Raw genomic sequence first — 16,001 nt, 5'->3', positions numbered from 1 at the left:
GAAAGCGGAAAATGGTAAGCTCTCGCCCAAATCCACCGGGAGAACAGCAGACCATGATCGTCGTCCACCATCTGAACAACTCGCGCTCGCAGCGCATCCTGTGGCTGCTGGAAGAACTGGGCCTGCCCTACGAGATCAAAAAATACCAGCGCGACCCCGACACCATGCTGGCGCCAGCGGCGCTGCGCGCCATCCACCCGCTGGGCAAGTCGCCGGTGATCACCGATGGCGACATCACGGTGGCCGAGTCGGGCGCCATTATCGAGTACCTGCTCGAGACGTACCAGGACAGCAGCACGGTACGCCTGCAGCCGCCGGCCGGCAGCGCCGAGCGCCGCCGCTACACCTATATGCTGCATTTCGCCGAAGGCTCGGCGATGTCGCCGTTGTTAATGAAGCTGGTGTTCGACCGCATCGAAACGAGCCCGATGCCGTTTTTTGTGAAGCCGGTTGCCAAGGCGATTTCACAAAAGGTCAAGACCAGCTTCGTGCTGCCGAACCTGAAAGCCCATCTCGATTTTCTCGAAGCCGAATTGCACAAGTCGACCTGGTTTGCCGGCGAAGCGTTCAGCGCGGCCGACATCCAGATCAGCTTCGTGCTGGAAGCGTCGGCCTCGCGCGGTGGCCTCGATGGCCGTTATCCGAAGCTGAGCGATTTTCTGCAGCGGATCCACGCGCGCCCGGCCTATCGCCGTGCGCTCGAGCGGGGCGGCGAGTACGCCTACGCCAAATAAGCGGCGCGTTCGACCATGGGCAAGCTGCTCGCCATCGATGGCTTGAATATCGTGCGCCGCGTCTACGAGGCCAGCGCCGAGCCGGACTCGATGGAGAAGGCGTCGATCGCCCTGCGCCATGCGCTGTCGTCGTTCCGGCGCCTGCTCGAAACGCACCAGCCCAGTCATGTGCTGGCCGCGTTTGATCATGGCGGGCCGACCTGGCGCCATGCGTTGTATCCGCGCTACCGCGAGCAGCGCGCGCCGATGCCAGCATGTTTACGTGACGCTTTACCCGGATTTCATGAGAAACTGGCGGCGGCGGGCATGCATGTGCTGAGCGTGCCCGAGGTCGAAGCGGACGACGTCATTGGCACCGGCGTGCTGCGCTGGTTGAGCGAAGGGCGCGGCGCCGCCATCGTCGCCACCACCGACAAGGATCTGCACTGCCTGATCGCCCATGGTGCGCTGGTGTGGGACCACTTCAAAAATGAGTGGCACGACGACGCCTGGGTGCGCGGCCGCTTCGGCGTGGCGCCCGAACTGCTGCCCGATCTGCTGGCGCTGATGGGCGACGTCACCGACGGCGTGCCGGGGGTGTCGAAGGTGGGCATGAAAACGGCGGCCAAGCTGCTCAATGCCTACGGCGACGTCGATGCGGTGCTGGCCGGTGCTGGCATTTTAAAGACGCCGATTGGCGAGCGTCTGCGCGCTGAACGCGACATTTTGATGGTGTCGCGCCAGCTGGTGCGACTGAAAACTGACGTTCCGCTGGGGGTGACATGGAACATGCTGGCGCTGGAGAAAACGTGAGGCTGTCATGCTGAAGGCGATGATCATCGACAGCAACGCAATTTCGCGCGGTTTGCTCAATACCGTGCTGAGCGAAGGTGGCTACGAGGTGGTGGCGCAAAGCCATGCCGCGCACATGGGGCTGGTGCTGATGCAGAAGTACAAACCGCAGCTGCTGTGCGTCGCCCGCGAGCAGATGGAAGACAGCGAACACCTCGTCGAGCAGGTGCGCGCGCTGCTGCCGAAAACGATTATCTTTCTGGTCTCCGGCGCCATCGATGCAGCGACCCTGCAGGCAGCGCTGGGACGCGGGGTGCAGGGCTTTATCGTCAAGCCGTTCAAGGCCGATGCGGTGCTCAAAACCATTCGCAATACCGTCATTGCCACCGTCAAGAAGCATCAGGGCGCCGTCTGAACGCGGCAGCAGGGGGACTGGCACCGCAGGGTGGCTGTCCCCTGTCGATGTCAGCTGCGGCTATCGATAATGCCGCCACCGAGGCAGACGTCACCGTCATACAGCACCGCCGACTGCCCCGGCGTGACGGCCCACTGCGCCTCGTCGAAGGCCAGCGCAAACTGCGCGCCGCTGGCGTCGACGATGCGGCAGCCGACATCGGCCTGGCGGTAACGCGTCTTTGCGCACAACGCGCCCGCCGGCGGCGCACTGCCGGCCACCCAGCTCGCCTGCGCTGCTGCCAGTCCACCCGACAGCAGCCACGGATGATCGTGGCCCTGCACGATGTACAGGGTGTTGTTGTCGATGTCCTTGCGGGCGACGAACCACGGCTCGCTGGTGCCGTCGGCATTGCGGTGCGCCTTCAGGCCGCCGATTCCAATGCCCTTGCGCTGGCCCAGCGTATAAAACGACAGGCCCACGTGTTCACCGACGACGCTGCCGTCGTCGAGTTTGATGGGCCCCGGCTTGTACGACAGGTACTTGTTTAAAAAGTCGCGGAACGGCCGCTCGCCGATAAAACAGATGCCGGTCGAATCCTTCTTGGCGGCGTTCGGCAGCTTGAGCTTCTCAGCCAGCAGGCGCACTTCCGTCTTGGCGATTTCGCCCAGCGGGAACAGGGTCTTGGATAACTGCGCCTGGTTCAGGCGGTGCAGAAAATAGCTCTGGTCCTTGCTGGCGTCGACCGCTTTTAATAATTCAACGCTGCCGCTGGCGCCCTGGCGCACGCGCGCATAGTGGCCGGTGGCGATCATGTCGGCGCCGAGGTGCATGGCGTGGTCGAGAAAGGCCTTGAACTTGATCTCGGCATTGCACAGCACATCGGGATTGGGGGTGCGGCCGGCCTGGTACTCGCGCAAAAATTCGGCGAACACGCGGTCCTTGTACTCGGCGGCGAAGTTGACGGCCTCGATGTCGACACCCACCACATCGGCCACGCTGGCCGCGTCGATCCAGTCCTGGCGCGTCGAGCAGTATTCGGAATCGTCGTCTTCCCAGTTCTTCATGAACAGGCCGACGACGTCGTAACCCTGCTCCTTGAGCATCCAGGCCGCGACCGATGAGTCAACGCCACCGGACATGCCGATGACGACTTTTTTCTTTTTTTGCATAGTTACTCCAGGCCGCCTTCGAACACCGACGCATGGGTGTGCAGCAGATCGAGCGGCGCCAGGCTGCCAGCGGCGCGCGCGGCCAGATAATCGTCGACACAGCGCAGCACGATGGGGCTGCGGTGGCGCTCCGGGCAGGCCGCCAGTTCGTCGCGCGTCATCCACATGGTGCGCAGGATGCCGTCGTCGAGCGGCTGGTCATGTACGCGGCCAGGGGCGCCGCAAAAGGTGAAGCGTAAATAAGTGACGTCGACCCCGCGCCGCTTCGACATGTAGCGCGACATGTACATGCCGACCAGGCCAGTGGGGGTGAAATCATGGGCCGTCTCTTCGAGCACCTCGCGCACCACCGCCTGTTCGAGCGACTCATGCGGGTCGAGATGGCCGGCCGGCTGGTTCAGGCGTATCCCATCGCTGGTTTCTTCCTCGATGATCAGGAAGCGGCCGTCGCGTTCGATAACGGCGGCAACGGTGACGGATGGTTTCCAGACGTTCGGCATGGGATGGGCTCTCGAAATGAGCCGGTATTCTACCTTGACAAAGCTTTGCGCGCGCATCTAGCATGCCCGCCTTTGCCGCCCACGCGGAAAGCCAGCAAATAATCATTGACCTGAGACAGCTTCCGGGTGATTTGCCACCCCGTGCAACGTCCTTCGCCAGATGGCGGCAATTAGAGGGCGCAGGGCTGACGTTGGGTGGTCTAACGTGGTAGATTCTAGACAGTTTATCAATCCAGGAGATCTTCCAATGAGAATAGGCATACCGGCCGAAACACGGTCGGGGGAAACCCGCGTCGCTGCCACGCCCGAGACCGTCAAGAAACTTGGCGCCAAACACCAGATCATCGTGCAGTCCGGCGCTGGCCTGCCAGCGTCGATCACCGACGACGCCTACACTGCGGCCGGCGCCATGATTGGCACGGCCGCCGATGCCTTTGGCGCCGACATCGTGCTGACGGTGCGCGCCCCGGACGCCGGGCAGCGCGCGCTGATGCAGGCCGATGCCGTCCTGATCGGCATGCTCAACCCGTTCGACAAAGACAACCTCGCCGCCATGGCGGCAGCGCGGCTGCGCGCCTTCGCCCTCGAAGCGGTGCCGCGCATCACCCGCGCGCAATCGATGGACGTGCTGTCGTCGCAGGCGAATATCGCCGGCTACAAGGCGGTGATGGTGGCGGCCAACAGCTACCAGCGTTTCATGCCGATGCTGATGACGGCAGCCGGTACCGTCAAGGCGGCGCGCGTATTGATCATGGGGGTCGGCGTGGCCGGCCTGCAGGCGATTGCCACCGCCAAGCGGCTCGGTGCCGTGATCGAAGCGTCCGACGTGCGCCCGCCCGTCAAGGAGCAGGTCGAGTCGCTCGGCGCCAAGTTCCTCGATGTGCCGTATCTGACGGACGAAGAGCGCGACATCGCCAAGGGCGCCGGCGGTTACGCGCGCGCCATGCCGGCTGACTGGATGCGCCGCCAGGCCGAACTGGTGCACGAACGTGCCAAGCTCGCTGACATCATCATCACCACCGCCCTGATCCCCGGCCGCCCGGCACCCGTCCTCATTTCCGAGGAGACCGTCAAGGCGATGAAACCCGGTTCGGTGATCGTCGACCTGGCAGTCGCCCAGGGCGGCAACTGCCCGCTGTCGGAGTTGAATAAAACCGTGGTCAAACATGGCGTGACCATCATCGGCGAGCCCGATCTGGCAACGCTGGTGGCGGCCGATGCGTCGGCCCTGTACGCCCGCAACGTGCTCGATTTTCTCAAGCTGGTCATCGACAAGGACGATCAACTGGTGATCGACCGCGAAGACGAGATTCTGAAAGCCTCACTCGTGTGCGCCGACGGCGTCGTGCTGCGCGCGTAGTGCCAGCAAACACACCAAAAAAGACCCCAGGAGAGACCCATGGAAATCAGTCATACCATTATTAACCTCATCATCTTCGTGCTGGCCATTTATGTCGGCTACCACGTGGTCTGGACCGTCACGCCGGCGCTGCACACGCCGCTGATGGCCGTCACCAACGCCATCTCCGCCATCATCATCGTCGGCGCCATGCTCGCAGCCGGCCTGACCGAAGGCGTGGTTGGCCAGGTCGCCGGCACCCTCGCCGTGGCACTGGCAGCGGTCAATGTGTTCGGCGGCTTTCTGGTCACCCAGCGCATGCTGGAGATGTTCAAGAAAAAAGAACGCAAGGCCAAGCCTGCCGATGGCGCCGCGGGAGAACACGCATGAACGACCTGCTCTCGTTAGTGAGCATGAACCTGGTGACCCTGCTGTACCTGGTCGCCTCGGTATGCTTCATCCAGGCCCTCAAAGGGCTGTCGTCGCCGGCCACCGCGCGCCTCGGTAACGCCTTCGGCATGGCCGGCATGGCGATCGCCGCCCTGACGACGGTGGCGCTGATCTTCAAGCTGCAGGCGCAAATGCGCAGCGGCGCGATGGGCTTTCCGCTGGTGCTGTTCGGCGTCGTCGTCGGTGGCGCCATCGGCACCTACGCTGCCAAAAAGGTCGAGATGACCAAGATGCCGGAACTGGTCGCAGCCATGCACTCGCTGATCGGCCTGGCCGCCGTGTGCATTGCGGTTGCTGCCGTGTCGGAACCGTGGGCCTTCCAGATCGCCACGCGCGACACGGCGCTGCCCTTCGGTAACCGCCTCGAACTGTTCATCGGTACCTTCGTCGGCGCGGTGACGTTTTCCGGTTCGGTGATCGCCTTCGGCAAACTAGCCGGCAAATACAAGTTCCGCCTGTTCCAGGGCGCGCCGGTCAGCTTCCCCGGTCAGCACATCATCAACCTGGTGGTGGCCATTGCCATCATCGCTCTCGGCCTGGTGTTTTGCTTTGCGCCCGGTGTGCAGCCGGCCTGGACGCCGTTCGTCATCATGACGGCGCTGGCCTTTTTGCTGGGCGTGCTGATCATCATTCCGATCGGCGGCGCCGACATGCCGGTGGTGGTATCGATGCTCAACTCGTACTCGGGCTGGGCGGCGGCCGGGATCGGCTTTAGTTTGAATAACTCGATGCTGATCATCGCCGGTTCGCTGGTGGGATCGAGTGGCGCCATCCTCTCGTACATCATGTGCAAGGCGATGAACCGCTCGTTCTTCAACGTCATCCTCGGTGGTTTTGGCGGTGCCCCGGCCGAAGCCGGTGGCGCGGCGCAGGAACAGCGTCCGGTCAAATCCGGCTCGGCCGACGACGCCGCTTTCATCATGAGCAATGCCGAAACCGTCATCATCGTGCCCGGCTACGGCCTGGCCGTGGCGCGCGCCCAGCACGCCCTGAAGGAGCTGGTGGAAAAGCTCACCCACAAGGGCGTCATCGTCAAGTATGCGATCCACCCGGTGGCCGGCCGCATGCCGGGCCACATGAACGTGCTGCTGGCCGAAGCGGAAGTGCCGTACGATCAGGTGTTCGAGATGGAAGACATCAATGGCGAATTCGGGCAGACCGATGTCGTGCTGGTGTTGGGGGCGAACGACGTCGTCAACCCGGCGGCCAAGGATCCGAAGTCGGCGATTGCCGGCATGCCGATCCTCGAAGCGTACAAGGCGAAAAGCATCATCGTCAACAAGCGCTCGATGGCCTCGGGCTACGCCGGTCTCGACAATGACCTGTTCTATCAAGCCAACACCATGATGGTATTCGGCGACGCCAAGAAGGTGATCGAGGCGATGGTCAAGGCGGTCGATTAACGCTGCGACTTCAATACAGGGCTGTGCTGTCGGCGCAGCCCTTTGGTCGATTCATTCGAGGATACCTATGCATAGTTCATGTCGCCTGGTGCTGTGGCTGGCAGCGGCCATCGCCACTGCGGGGCAAGCGCAAACCCAAGCGCAGACGCCGGATGTTGTCGCGCTGCCGTCGGCCACGCTGGCAACGCCGTCCACCGTTGACAGTGCGCGCCTGTTCGAGGACGTGCGCACCCTGGCAGCGCCGGCCTTCGAGGGCCGCCTGATCGGCACCGCCGGTAACCGCCAGGCCGGCCTGTTCGTGCAGCAGCGCTTTACTGCGCTGGGCCTGCAACCGTTCGGCAGCAGCCTCGCCCAGCCGTTCAAGGCGCCCGCTACCAAGCGCTCGGCCGCCGTCGACGGGGTCAATTTCATTGGCTTCATCAAGGGCAGCGTCCGCCCCGAACGGATGCTGCTGATCTCGGCCCACTACGACCACCTCGGCATCGTCAAAGGCAAGCTGTATGCCGGCGCCGACGACAATGCCTCGGGAGTTGCCGCCATGCTGGCGGTGGCGGCCTACTTCAAGGCCCATCGGCCGCAGCACACGGTGGTATTTGCCGCCTTTGACGGCGAGGAGGGCGGGCTGCGCGGCTCGAAAGCCTTCCTTGCTGCGCTGCCGTTCCCGCAAGCGCAGCTGGCGCTGGTGCTCAATTTTGATATGGTCAGCCACAATGACCGCAACGAGATTTATGTAACTGGCACGCCGCACGCGCCAGCGCTGGTGCCGCTGGTGGCGGCCGCCGCTGCGCGTCACACGGTGCAGGTCAAGCTGGGCCACGATGTGGGCAAGGGCGAAGAGAACTGGACCCATGCGTCCGACCATGGCCCGTTCCACGATGCCGGCCTGCCGTTTTTGTATTTCGGGGTGGAGGATCATCCGGATTACCATCAGCCGGGTGACACCTTCGCGCATATCAACCAGCCGTTTTTTGCGGCGGTGGCCAATCTGCTGGTCGATGTGGCGGCGACGGTTGATGGTGGCGTGAAATAAGATAGTGGCAAGGTAAATCGGGAGCGGCGACTTCGCGCCAGTCCCGATGCGCCATTAGCGGCGCCCGTACATCATCAGGTCGGCCATCAAGTGGCGTGCCGGCGCCACCGCATCGATAGCGCCCAGGCCAAGGCCCAGCAGCGACTGCAGCGGACCGCGGTTGGCAAAAATGGTGGCCATGGTATCGGTCAGGCGCACCGTCAGCTGGCGGTCCGGCTGGCGCGCCGCGCCAAACGCCTGCAGCTGCGCGGGGGTGGCGGCCACCGCCAGCAGGCGCGCCAGCACGGCGGCGTCGCGCAAGCCCAGGTTCAGGCCCTGGCCGGCCACCGGGTGCAGCGTTTGCGCTGCATTGCCGATGGCGATGGTGCGGGCGCTGGCGGCAGCGTCGGCATTCAAGCCGAGCGGGTAACTGGCGCGTGGCGAGATGGCGCTAAAGTGCCCCAGGCGGGTACCGAACATCGTGCCCAGGCGGGCCAGAAAAGCGGCGTCGTCGAGCGCCAGCAGCTGTGCTACCCGGTCAGGATGGGCGCACCACACCAGCGCATACTGCAAGCCGTCGCTGCCTTCCTGTGGCAGCAGCGCCAGCGGTCCTTCATCAGTAAATCGTTCAAAGGCGCGGTGGGCGATCGGTGCGCTCACCGCCACCCGGGCGATGATGGCGGTTTGATCGTAGGCGCGCTTGAGCGCGCGCGGCGTCTGCTGGCCAAACACGCCCCCCTCGGCCTGGATCGCGACGCTGGCGCGCAGCAGGCGGCCGTCGCCCAGTTGCAGGCTGACGCCGTCGGCGTCTTCCGTTATCGACTGCACGCGCGCCGGCCGCAGCATGTGCAGGCCGACCGTGGCGGCGGCAGCGGCCAGTGCCGCCACCAGCTCGCCGTAGCGGGTGACGTAACCGAGCGCCGGCAGCTGGTGGGCGGCGCGGTCCATCAGCGCGCGGCCAAAATGGCCGCGCCGCGAGATATGGATTTGGTGGATCGCCGTGGCCGGCAAGGGCCAGGCGCCGGCCTGTTCGAGCTGCTGCACGCTGCCGTACGACAGCGCCAGCGAACGGGGATCGGTCACCGCCTCCGGCAGTGCCCTGGCATCGATCAAGGCAATGCGGCGCGCAGCCACGCCCCGTTTGACCAGCAGGATGGCCAGCGCCATGCCGACCGGGCCGGCGCCGCAGATGGCGATGTCGGCGGCCAGTTCGCTGTTCGTCATGACCGGCCCACAGCCGCTTCGACGTCCGCCACCGTTTTTGGTGCATTGTCGGACAGGATGCGGTGGCCGTCGTCGCTGATGACGACGTCGTCTTCGATGCGGATGCCGATATCCCAGAAGCGTTCCGGCACGCCCTCAGCGCGGCGCACATAGATGCCCGGTTCGACCGTCACCACCATGCCCGCCCGCAGTGGCCGCGACGGTTTGCCGGCCAGGTGAATGTCGCGGTAAGCGCCGACGTCGTGCACGTCCATGCCCAGCCAGTGGCCGGTGCCGTGCATGTAAAACTGCTGGTGCGCTCGCTCGGCGATGACGTCGTCGACATTGCCGACGACGGCGCGCTCGAGCAGGCCCAGTTCGAGCATGCCGCCGGCCAGCACGGCGGTGGCGGCGTCGTGCATGCCGGCGTACGGCAGGCCGGGGCGGGCGACGGCCAGCGCCGCCGCTTGCGCCGCCAGTACCAGTTCGTACAGCTGGCGCTGCGGTTCTGTAAAGCGGCCGTTGACGGGGAAGGTGCGGCTGATGTCGGCGGCGTAGCCGTCAAGTTCGCAGCCGGCATCGATGAGGATCAGCTCACCGTCGCGGCTTTGTGCATTGTTGGCCATGTAGTGCAGCACGCAGCTATTGGCGCCGGCGGCGACGATCGAGGTGTAGGCGGGTGACTGCGCGCCGCTGCGGCGAAATTCGTGCAGCAGTTCGGCTTCCAGTTCGTATTCGTACATGCCGGGGCGCGCCGCCGCCATCGCACGGCGGTGGGCGCGGCCGGAAATCTGCGCCGCCCGCAGCATGGTCGCCTGTTCGCTGGCGTCCTTGATCAGGCGCATTTCATCGAGCAGGGCGAACAGGTCGTGCGCCACGGCGGGCGCGGCCACGCCGCTGCGCGACTGGCGTCGCACGGCGGCCAGCCAGGTCTTGATCTGCACGTCGAGCGCGGCGCTGTGGCCGAGCGCGTACCACAGCGCGGGGGCGTCGGCCAGCAGGCGCGCCATTTCGCCGTCGAGGTCTTCGATGGCGAAAGCGGCATCGAAGCCGAAGGTGGCGCGGGCGCCATCGGGGCCGTGGCGAAAGCCATCCCAGATTTCGCGTTCGAGGTTTTTCGGGCGGCAGAACAGGATCGATTGCGCCGCCCGGCCGGCGCCGGCGGCCACCAGCACCAGCACGGCGTCCGGTTCGGTGAACCCGGTCAAATAATAAAAGTAGCTGTCGTGCCGGTACGGGTATTCGGCGTCGCCGTTGCGCACCGCTTCGGGCGCGGTGGGCAGTACCGCCACCGCGCCCGGCTGCATCTGTGCCAGCAGGTGCTGGCGCCGTGCCATAAACGGCGTGAGCAGGGCGCTCATGCCGTCGCGCTCCGCTGCAGTGGCGCATTGAGCTGTTCGAGCTGCTCGACGGTGCCGACATTGACCCACTGGCCATCATAGATTTCGCCACCGACCTGGCCGCGCTCGATGTACTTGCGCATCAGCGGACTGAACTTGGCATGCTGGCCCGGGGTGATGTCAGCGAACATCTCGGGCCGGTAGACGCCGATGCCGGCGAAATTCCATTTCGGCGCTCCCTCGTTCGACAGCGCGTACAGGTTGATGGCGAAGTCGCCGTCCGGGTTGTGCCACGGGTTCGGCGTCAGGTACAGCCACGCCATGTCGCGCTGTTCCGGCGCATGCGGATTGCCCCAGATGTCCTTGTCGTGCAGCACATCCTTGACCTGGTTGAAATCGAAATACGGGCAATAGATATCGCCCGAGACTGCCACGAACGGTTCGCTGCCCAGCAGGTGCAGGGCATTGGCGACACCGCCGGCGGTTTCCAGCGCCACCGCTTCGGGCGAGTAGACGATGGCGGCGCCGAACTGGCTGCCATCGCCCAGTTCAGCTTCGATCATCTGGCCCAGATGGGCGTGGTTGATGACGATCTCGGTGATGCCGGCACGCACCAGGTTGAGCACCTGCCAGGTAATCAGGGGGCGGCCGCGCACTTTCAGCAGGGGCTTGGGGCAGGCGTCCGTCAGCGGGCGCATGCGCTCGCCGCGGCCGGCGGCAAAGATCATCGCTTTCATGGAGACTCCGTCAGAAGGTATAGCCGAATTGGGGCGCTTTGTCCTCGAAGGCGTCGAGCAGGCGCACCAGCGGCTTGAGGGCGCCGTAGCGGTTGGCGGTCTTGCGCACGTAGTCGAGCACGGTGGGCAGGTCGCCCATATAAATGTTTTTGCCATCGCGGTAATGCAGGCGGCAAAACAGGCCGAGAATTTTCAGGTGGCGCTGCAGGGCCATGAATTCGAAATCGCGGTAAAAGGCGTCGATGTCGGGATTGACGGGCAAGCCCACTTTCTTGGCGTTTTGCCAGTAGCGCACCACCCAGTCGAGCACCATTTCTTCATCCCACTGGATGTAGGCGTCGCGCAGCAGTGCGCCGAGGTCATAGGTGACGGGGCCGAATACGGCATCCTGAAAGTCGAGCACGCCCGGATTGTTTTGTTCCATCCACATCAGGTTGCGCGAATGGAAATCGCGGTGCATGAAGACTTGTTGCTGGGCCAGCACGTTGGCGGTGATCGCTTCGAACACGCCGTCGAGCTGTTGCTGCTGGGCCGGGGTCATGGTCACCCCCAAATGTTTCGATATAAACCATTCGGGAAATAAATTCATTTCGCGCAGCACGAAGGCGCGGTCGAATTCAGGCAGCACGCCGGCCTGGCTGCTCAGCTGGAACTTGACCAGGGAGTCGAGCGCATTGGCGTACATGAAGGCGGCGTTGTCGACATCGAGGCGCGCCAGATAGGTGGTGGTGCCGAGGTCCGACAGCAGCAAAAAGCCGTTCGGCACATCGCGCGCGACGATCGCCGGCACGTTCACGCCCGCGCTTTGCAGCAGGCCGGCCACGTGAATAAAAGCGGGAACGTTTTCGCGTTCGGGCGGGGCGTCCATGGCGATCAGGGTGGCGCCGACTTTGTCCTGCATGGCCGGCAGCACGTCGAAACGGTAATAACGGCGGAAACTGGCATCGGTGGAGGCCGCGCGGCGACTGCCGAGCTCGACCAGACCCAAGGTGTCGAGCCAGCTCGTCAGTTGGGTCAGGCGGGGATCGGCCGAGGTCGTCGGGGTGGAGGATGAAGACATTGACATGGAGCGACCTGTGGAATACGGATGAAGGTGATGTATTCCCATATAATAAGGGATTAGCCCCAAAAAATCGCCCTCGAATAGTGTTTGCCTCCGTTTCATGAGCTGGACTCCAGCCCCCTTCCCCCTGACCCGCCTGGCCTGTGCCCTCGGCGCCCTTGGCTTCGCCTGCAGCGTGAGCGTGCCGGCGTACGCCCAGGTCAGCCTGCGCCCGTTGCGGCCGGTAGAGGACCCGAATGCGCCGACGGTGGTCGAGGCCGAGCGCATCAGCGGCCGTCCGGACCGCGAGGTCAGGCTCGAGCGCAACACCGAAATCGTCCGCGACAAGACCCGCATGACGGCCGATGTCGCCTGCTATAACGTGGTCGAAGACCTGGTCGAGGCGCAAGGCAACGTCAAGATGTGGCGCTTCGGCGACCGCTACCAGGGCGACGCCCTGCAGCTGCAACTCGATTCGGGCAAGGGCTGGTTCGATCATCCGGTCTACCGGCTGGCGCAAAACAATGCCCAGGGCAAGGCCCGCCGCATCGATTTTATTAACACCGAAGAGGCAGTGGTCACCGACGGCACCTACAGCACCTGCGACGGCGTCAATCCGGACTGGTACCTTAAATCGAACACCATGCGGCTCGACCAGGGGCGCGATGTCGGTACCGCCGGCAAGACCATCGTGTATTTCAAGGATGTGCCGATCCTGGCCACGCCGGCGATGTCGTTCTCGCTGTCGGGCGCGCGCCGTTCGGGCTGGTTGCCACCGACCGTCAGCTTCGGTTCCAAGGGTTCCGGCGAAGTGATGCTGCCGTATTATTTTAATATCGCGCCGAACCGCGACATCACGCTGTTCCCGCGCGAAATTTTCCGCCGCGGCTTGCTGATGGGCGCCACCGGCCGCTACCTCGGCGAAACCGCCGCCGGCGCCTACGCCGGCCAGACCACGGCCGAGCTGATGGTGCACGACCGCGTCCACAACAGCGACCGCTGGCTGGTCAACTCGGTGCACACGCAAGCGATTGCGCCGGGCTGGTCGTATGGCTGGAACCTCAAGGGCGCCTCCGACAACGACTACCCGGCCGATTTCTCGCAGTCGGTGGCCAACAGCGCCGAGCGCCAGCTGCTGCGCGAAATCCGCACCGATTACAACCAGCAATTCTGGAGCCTGAATGCCCGCGTCCAGAATTACCAGGTGCTGCAAGACCCGGCGGCCGCGGCCAATCCGGGCTTGACGATCCCGCGTCCCTACGACCGTCTGCCGCAAGTAAATTTCCACACGGGCCGTTACGACGTTGCCGGTTTCGACTGGTCGTTCGACGCCGAAGCGACCCGCTTCTGGCACCCGGACCTGGTGCGCGGTAACCGCGCGGTGGCGCAGGGTCAACTGTCGTACCCGATCGTGCGGCCAAGCTATTTCATCACCCCCAAGTTGATGATGAACGTCGCCCAGTACAGCCTGGACGACAACAGCAATCTGACCACCACCGTCGGCACCGGTACCCGGGTATTGCCCGAGACCGGCGCCTCGCTGTCGCGCGCCATTCCCACCCTCTCGCTCGACAGCGGCATGGTGTTCGAGCGCGACACCAAGCTGTTTGGCCGCGCCGTCACCCAGACCCTCGAGCCGCGCGTGTTTTACGTGCGCACGCCTTACAAGGACCAGAGCGCATTCCCGAATTTCGACAGCGCCGAGGCGGGTTTCAGTTTCGCCCAGATGTTCACGGAAAACCGTTTTGTCGGTAACGACCGCATCGCCGACGCCAACCAGGCGACGGTGGCGCTCACTTCGCGCTTTATTGAATCGAACGGCGCCGAGCGGCTGCGGCTGGCGCTGGGCCAGCGCTTTTATTTTGGCGGCCAGCGGGTGCAGCTCGATCCCAATGCGCTGCTCAGCCAGAGCCATTCGGACGTCTTGCTGGCCGCTTCCGGCCGGGTATCGGAAACCTGGGCTTTTGACAGCGCAGTACAATACAATGCGACGACCCACAGCGTGTTCAGCTCCAATTTTGGCGCGCAGTGGCAGCCGGGCGAGAAAAAAGTCATCAATGCCGAGTACCGTTACGTGCGCGCCAGTTTTAAGAATGTCGACCTGTCGAGCCAGTGGCCACTGACCACGCGCTGGTATGGTGTGGGCCGGGTCAGTTACTCGCTGCTCGATAAAAAAGTGGTGGAAAGTCTGGTCGGGCTGGAATACAAGGCCGACTGCTGGGTGTTCCGGATGGGCGCGCAGCGCTTCGTGACGGCGGCGCTGACCACCTCGACACCGATTTTTTTCCAGCTTGAATTAAATGGCCTGTCGCGCCTGGGCCTGGGCAATCCGCTCGAGTCGTTCAACAAGAGTATCCCCGGCTACAGCCGGCTCAGCCCGGTGGCAAGCCGCTAGTGCGGCCATCCTGACGGTCCCTGAAGCATTTTTTCATGTGAATATGAATCATCCTATGAGTGTTTTCCAGACTATGCGACCTTTTCAACTGACTCCGATGAAACTTGCGGCCGTATTGCTGTGCAGCGTGGCCACCGGCCACAGCCTGGCCCAGGTGCGTAATCCAGGCGCGGCGCCTGCCACTGCGCCTGCGCCTGCCGTTGCGCCAGCCACCAAGGCAGCCGTCGTTGCCCCCCCTGTTGCCACCCCAGCTGCCACCCCAGCTGCCGCCCCTGCCAACGTCATCGACTCGATCGCCGTCGTCGTCAACGACGACGTCATCACGCGCAACGAAATCGCCGCCCGCATCCGCTCGGTGGAAGGGCGCATGAAAGCGAGCAATGCGCCGATTCCCGACAGCGCCGACCTGCTGCGCCAGGTGACGGAAGCGATGATCGTTGAGCGTGCCCAGCAGCAGCTGGCCAAGGAAATGGGCGTTAAAACGGACGACCAGCAACTCGACCGCGCCATCTTGCGCATCGCCGAGCAGCAAAAGCTGACCCTGCCGCAAATGCGCGCGCAGATGGAAAAAGAGGGCATGCCTTTCGCCACCTTCCGCGAAGAGATCCGTAACGAAATCACCATGCAGCGCCTGCGTGAGCACGAAGTCGATGCCAAGATCCAGATTTCCGACGCCGAAGTCGATACCTATCTGACGGCCGAACAGGCCGCCGCTGCCGACCGCTTCGAAGTCAATATTTCGCAGATTTTGGTGCGCATCCCGGAAAACGCCACTCCCGAGCAAGCCGCTGCCCGCAAGGCACGCGCCGATGAAGTAGCGCGCCAGCTGCGTACCGGCGCCGATTTCGCCAAGATGGCCGCTACCTATTCGGACGCTCCCGACGCCCTCAAGGGCGGCGAAGTGGGCTGGCGCGACCCGAACCGCCTGCCGCCGCTGTTTGCCGAGCAGATCGTCAAAATGGCGCCCGGCCAGATCACCCCGGTGATCCGCAGCGCCACCGGTTTCCACCTGCTCAAGCTGGTCGACAAGCGCGCCGCTGCCGCTGCCGCGCCGGACGTGGCCGCCCAACAGCAAACCCACGCGCGTCACATCGTCATCAAGGTAACGCCGACCATGACCGCCGCCGAAGCCAAGCACAAGCTGGCCGATCTGAAAGAGCGTCTCGACAACAAGGCCGCCAAGTTCGAAGACCTGGCGCGCACCATGTCGACCGATGCCAGCGCCAGCAAGGGCGGCGACCTCGGCTGGTTGTATCCGGGCGACTCGCTGCCCGAATTCGAAACGGTGATGAATGCCCTCAAGCCGGGCGAAGTGAGCGCCCCGGTAGAAACGCCGTTCGGCTGGCACTTGATCGAAGTGCTCGAGCGTAAGAGTGACGACGCCACCAAGGAACGCCAGCGCAGTGCCGCCCGCAACGTCATTCGCGAGCGCAAGATGCAGGAAGCGGCCGAGGACTGGGCGCGCCAGGTGCGCGACCGCGCCTACGTCGAATTCCGCGAGGAAAAGTAAGG

General features: G+C 64.1%; 15 protein-coding genes. 9 read left to right on the top strand and 6 right to left on the bottom strand.

The window, feature by feature from the left end:
* Positions 1-53: 53 nt before the first annotated feature.
* Genes ACP7BZ_RS20435 through ACP7BZ_RS20425 form a run of 3 tightly spaced genes read left to right on the top strand, consistent with a single transcriptional unit; the run spans position 54 to position 1,920 of the window.
* Positions 54-734: a glutathione S-transferase family protein gene (locus tag ACP7BZ_RS20435; protein ID WP_426116584.1), complete on the top strand. Its 681-nt coding sequence runs from the start codon at positions 54-56 to the stop codon at positions 732-734.
* A gap of 15 nt (positions 735-749) precedes the next feature.
* On the top strand, positions 750-1,526 hold the full coding sequence (locus ACP7BZ_RS20430) for a 5'-3' exonuclease (RefSeq protein WP_426116582.1): 777 nt from the start codon (positions 750-752) through the stop codon (positions 1,524-1,526).
* 7 nt (positions 1,527-1,533) lie between these two features.
* A complete protein-coding gene (locus ACP7BZ_RS20425; protein WP_426116580.1) occupies positions 1,534-1,920 on the top strand; it encodes a response regulator in 387 nt (128 codons plus the stop codon).
* Positions 1,921-1,970: 50 nt separating this feature from the next.
* On the opposite strand, the gene mnmA is transcribed toward ACP7BZ_RS20425, so the two are convergent.
* Complete coding sequence (gene mnmA, locus ACP7BZ_RS20420) at positions 1,971-3,071, bottom strand: tRNA 2-thiouridine(34) synthase MnmA (protein ID WP_426116578.1); 1,101 nt, start codon at positions 3,069-3,071, stop codon at positions 1,971-1,973.
* A 2-nt stretch (positions 3,072-3,073) separates the two neighbouring features.
* Positions 3,074-3,571, bottom strand: coding sequence for an NUDIX hydrolase (locus ACP7BZ_RS20415; RefSeq protein ID WP_426116576.1), 498 nt, complete (start codon positions 3,569-3,571; stop codon positions 3,074-3,076).
* A 247-nt stretch (positions 3,572-3,818) separates the two neighbouring features.
* Here ACP7BZ_RS20415 and ACP7BZ_RS20410 point away from each other — a divergent pair, with 247 nt between their 5' ends.
* From ACP7BZ_RS20410 to ACP7BZ_RS20395, 4 genes are all read left to right on the top strand, one after another.
* Positions 3,819-4,931, top strand: a complete 1,113-nt coding sequence (locus tag ACP7BZ_RS20410) for a Re/Si-specific NAD(P)(+) transhydrogenase subunit alpha (protein ID WP_426116574.1) — start codon at positions 3,819-3,821, stop codon at positions 4,929-4,931.
* A 39-nt stretch (positions 4,932-4,970) separates the two neighbouring features.
* Positions 4,971-5,300 carry an NAD(P) transhydrogenase subunit alpha gene (locus ACP7BZ_RS20405; RefSeq protein WP_426116572.1) on the top strand — a complete coding sequence of 110 codons (330 nt, stop codon included), beginning with the start codon at positions 4,971-4,973 and terminating at the stop codon, positions 5,298-5,300.
* Complete coding sequence (locus tag ACP7BZ_RS20400; protein ID WP_426116570.1) at positions 5,297-6,763, top strand: NAD(P)(+) transhydrogenase (Re/Si-specific) subunit beta; 1,467 nt, start codon at positions 5,297-5,299, stop codon at positions 6,761-6,763. The genes ACP7BZ_RS20405 and ACP7BZ_RS20400 overlap by 4 nt, the downstream gene beginning before the upstream one ends.
* A gap of 67 nt (positions 6,764-6,830) precedes the next feature.
* Entirely contained in the window at positions 6,831-7,793 is a 963-nt protein-coding gene (locus tag ACP7BZ_RS20395; protein ID WP_426116568.1) for a M20/M25/M40 family metallo-hydrolase, read from the top strand.
* Positions 7,794-7,847: 54 nt separating this feature from the next.
* Here the strand turns inward: ACP7BZ_RS20395 and ACP7BZ_RS20390 are convergent, their stop codons facing one another.
* Genes ACP7BZ_RS20390 through ACP7BZ_RS20375 form a run of 4 tightly spaced genes read right to left on the bottom strand, consistent with a single transcriptional unit; the run spans position 7,848 to position 12,112 of the window.
* Positions 7,848-8,996, bottom strand: a complete 1,149-nt coding sequence (locus ACP7BZ_RS20390; protein WP_426116566.1) for an FAD-dependent monooxygenase — start codon at positions 8,994-8,996, stop codon at positions 7,848-7,850.
* Complete coding sequence (gene pepP, locus ACP7BZ_RS20385; RefSeq protein ID WP_426116565.1) at positions 8,993-10,336, bottom strand: Xaa-Pro aminopeptidase; 1,344 nt, start codon at positions 10,334-10,336, stop codon at positions 8,993-8,995. The genes ACP7BZ_RS20390 and pepP overlap by 4 nt, the downstream gene beginning before the upstream one ends.
* Positions 10,333-11,052: an N-acetylmuramate alpha-1-phosphate uridylyltransferase MurU gene (murU, locus tag ACP7BZ_RS20380; protein ID WP_426116563.1), complete on the bottom strand. Its 720-nt coding sequence runs from the start codon at positions 11,050-11,052 to the stop codon at positions 10,333-10,335. Before murU ends, pepP begins: the two co-directional genes overlap by 4 nt.
* A gap of 10 nt (positions 11,053-11,062) precedes the next feature.
* On the bottom strand, positions 11,063-12,112 hold the full coding sequence (locus ACP7BZ_RS20375) for an aminoglycoside phosphotransferase family protein (protein ID WP_426116703.1): 1,050 nt from the start codon (positions 12,110-12,112) through the stop codon (positions 11,063-11,065).
* A 103-nt stretch (positions 12,113-12,215) separates the two neighbouring features.
* On the opposite strand from ACP7BZ_RS20375, the gene ACP7BZ_RS20370 reads away from it, so the two are divergent.
* Together ACP7BZ_RS20370 and ACP7BZ_RS20365 are read left to right on the top strand one after the other, a co-directional pair.
* Positions 12,216-14,489, top strand: a complete 2,274-nt coding sequence (locus tag ACP7BZ_RS20370) for an LPS-assembly protein LptD (protein ID WP_426116561.1) — start codon at positions 12,216-12,218, stop codon at positions 14,487-14,489.
* A 97-nt stretch (positions 14,490-14,586) separates the two neighbouring features.
* Positions 14,587-15,999, top strand: coding sequence for a peptidylprolyl isomerase (locus ACP7BZ_RS20365; protein WP_426116559.1), 1,413 nt, complete (start codon positions 14,587-14,589; stop codon positions 15,997-15,999).
* The last annotated feature ends 2 nt before the right edge of the window (positions 16,000-16,001 follow it).

Source organism: Massilia sp. PWRC2, assembly GCF_049896725.1.
Taxonomy (GTDB): domain Bacteria; phylum Pseudomonadota; class Gammaproteobacteria; order Burkholderiales; family Burkholderiaceae_D; genus JAFCUW01.
Note: the sequence above shows the minus strand (reverse complement) of the source record. Positions and strands in the feature narration are given on the sequence as shown.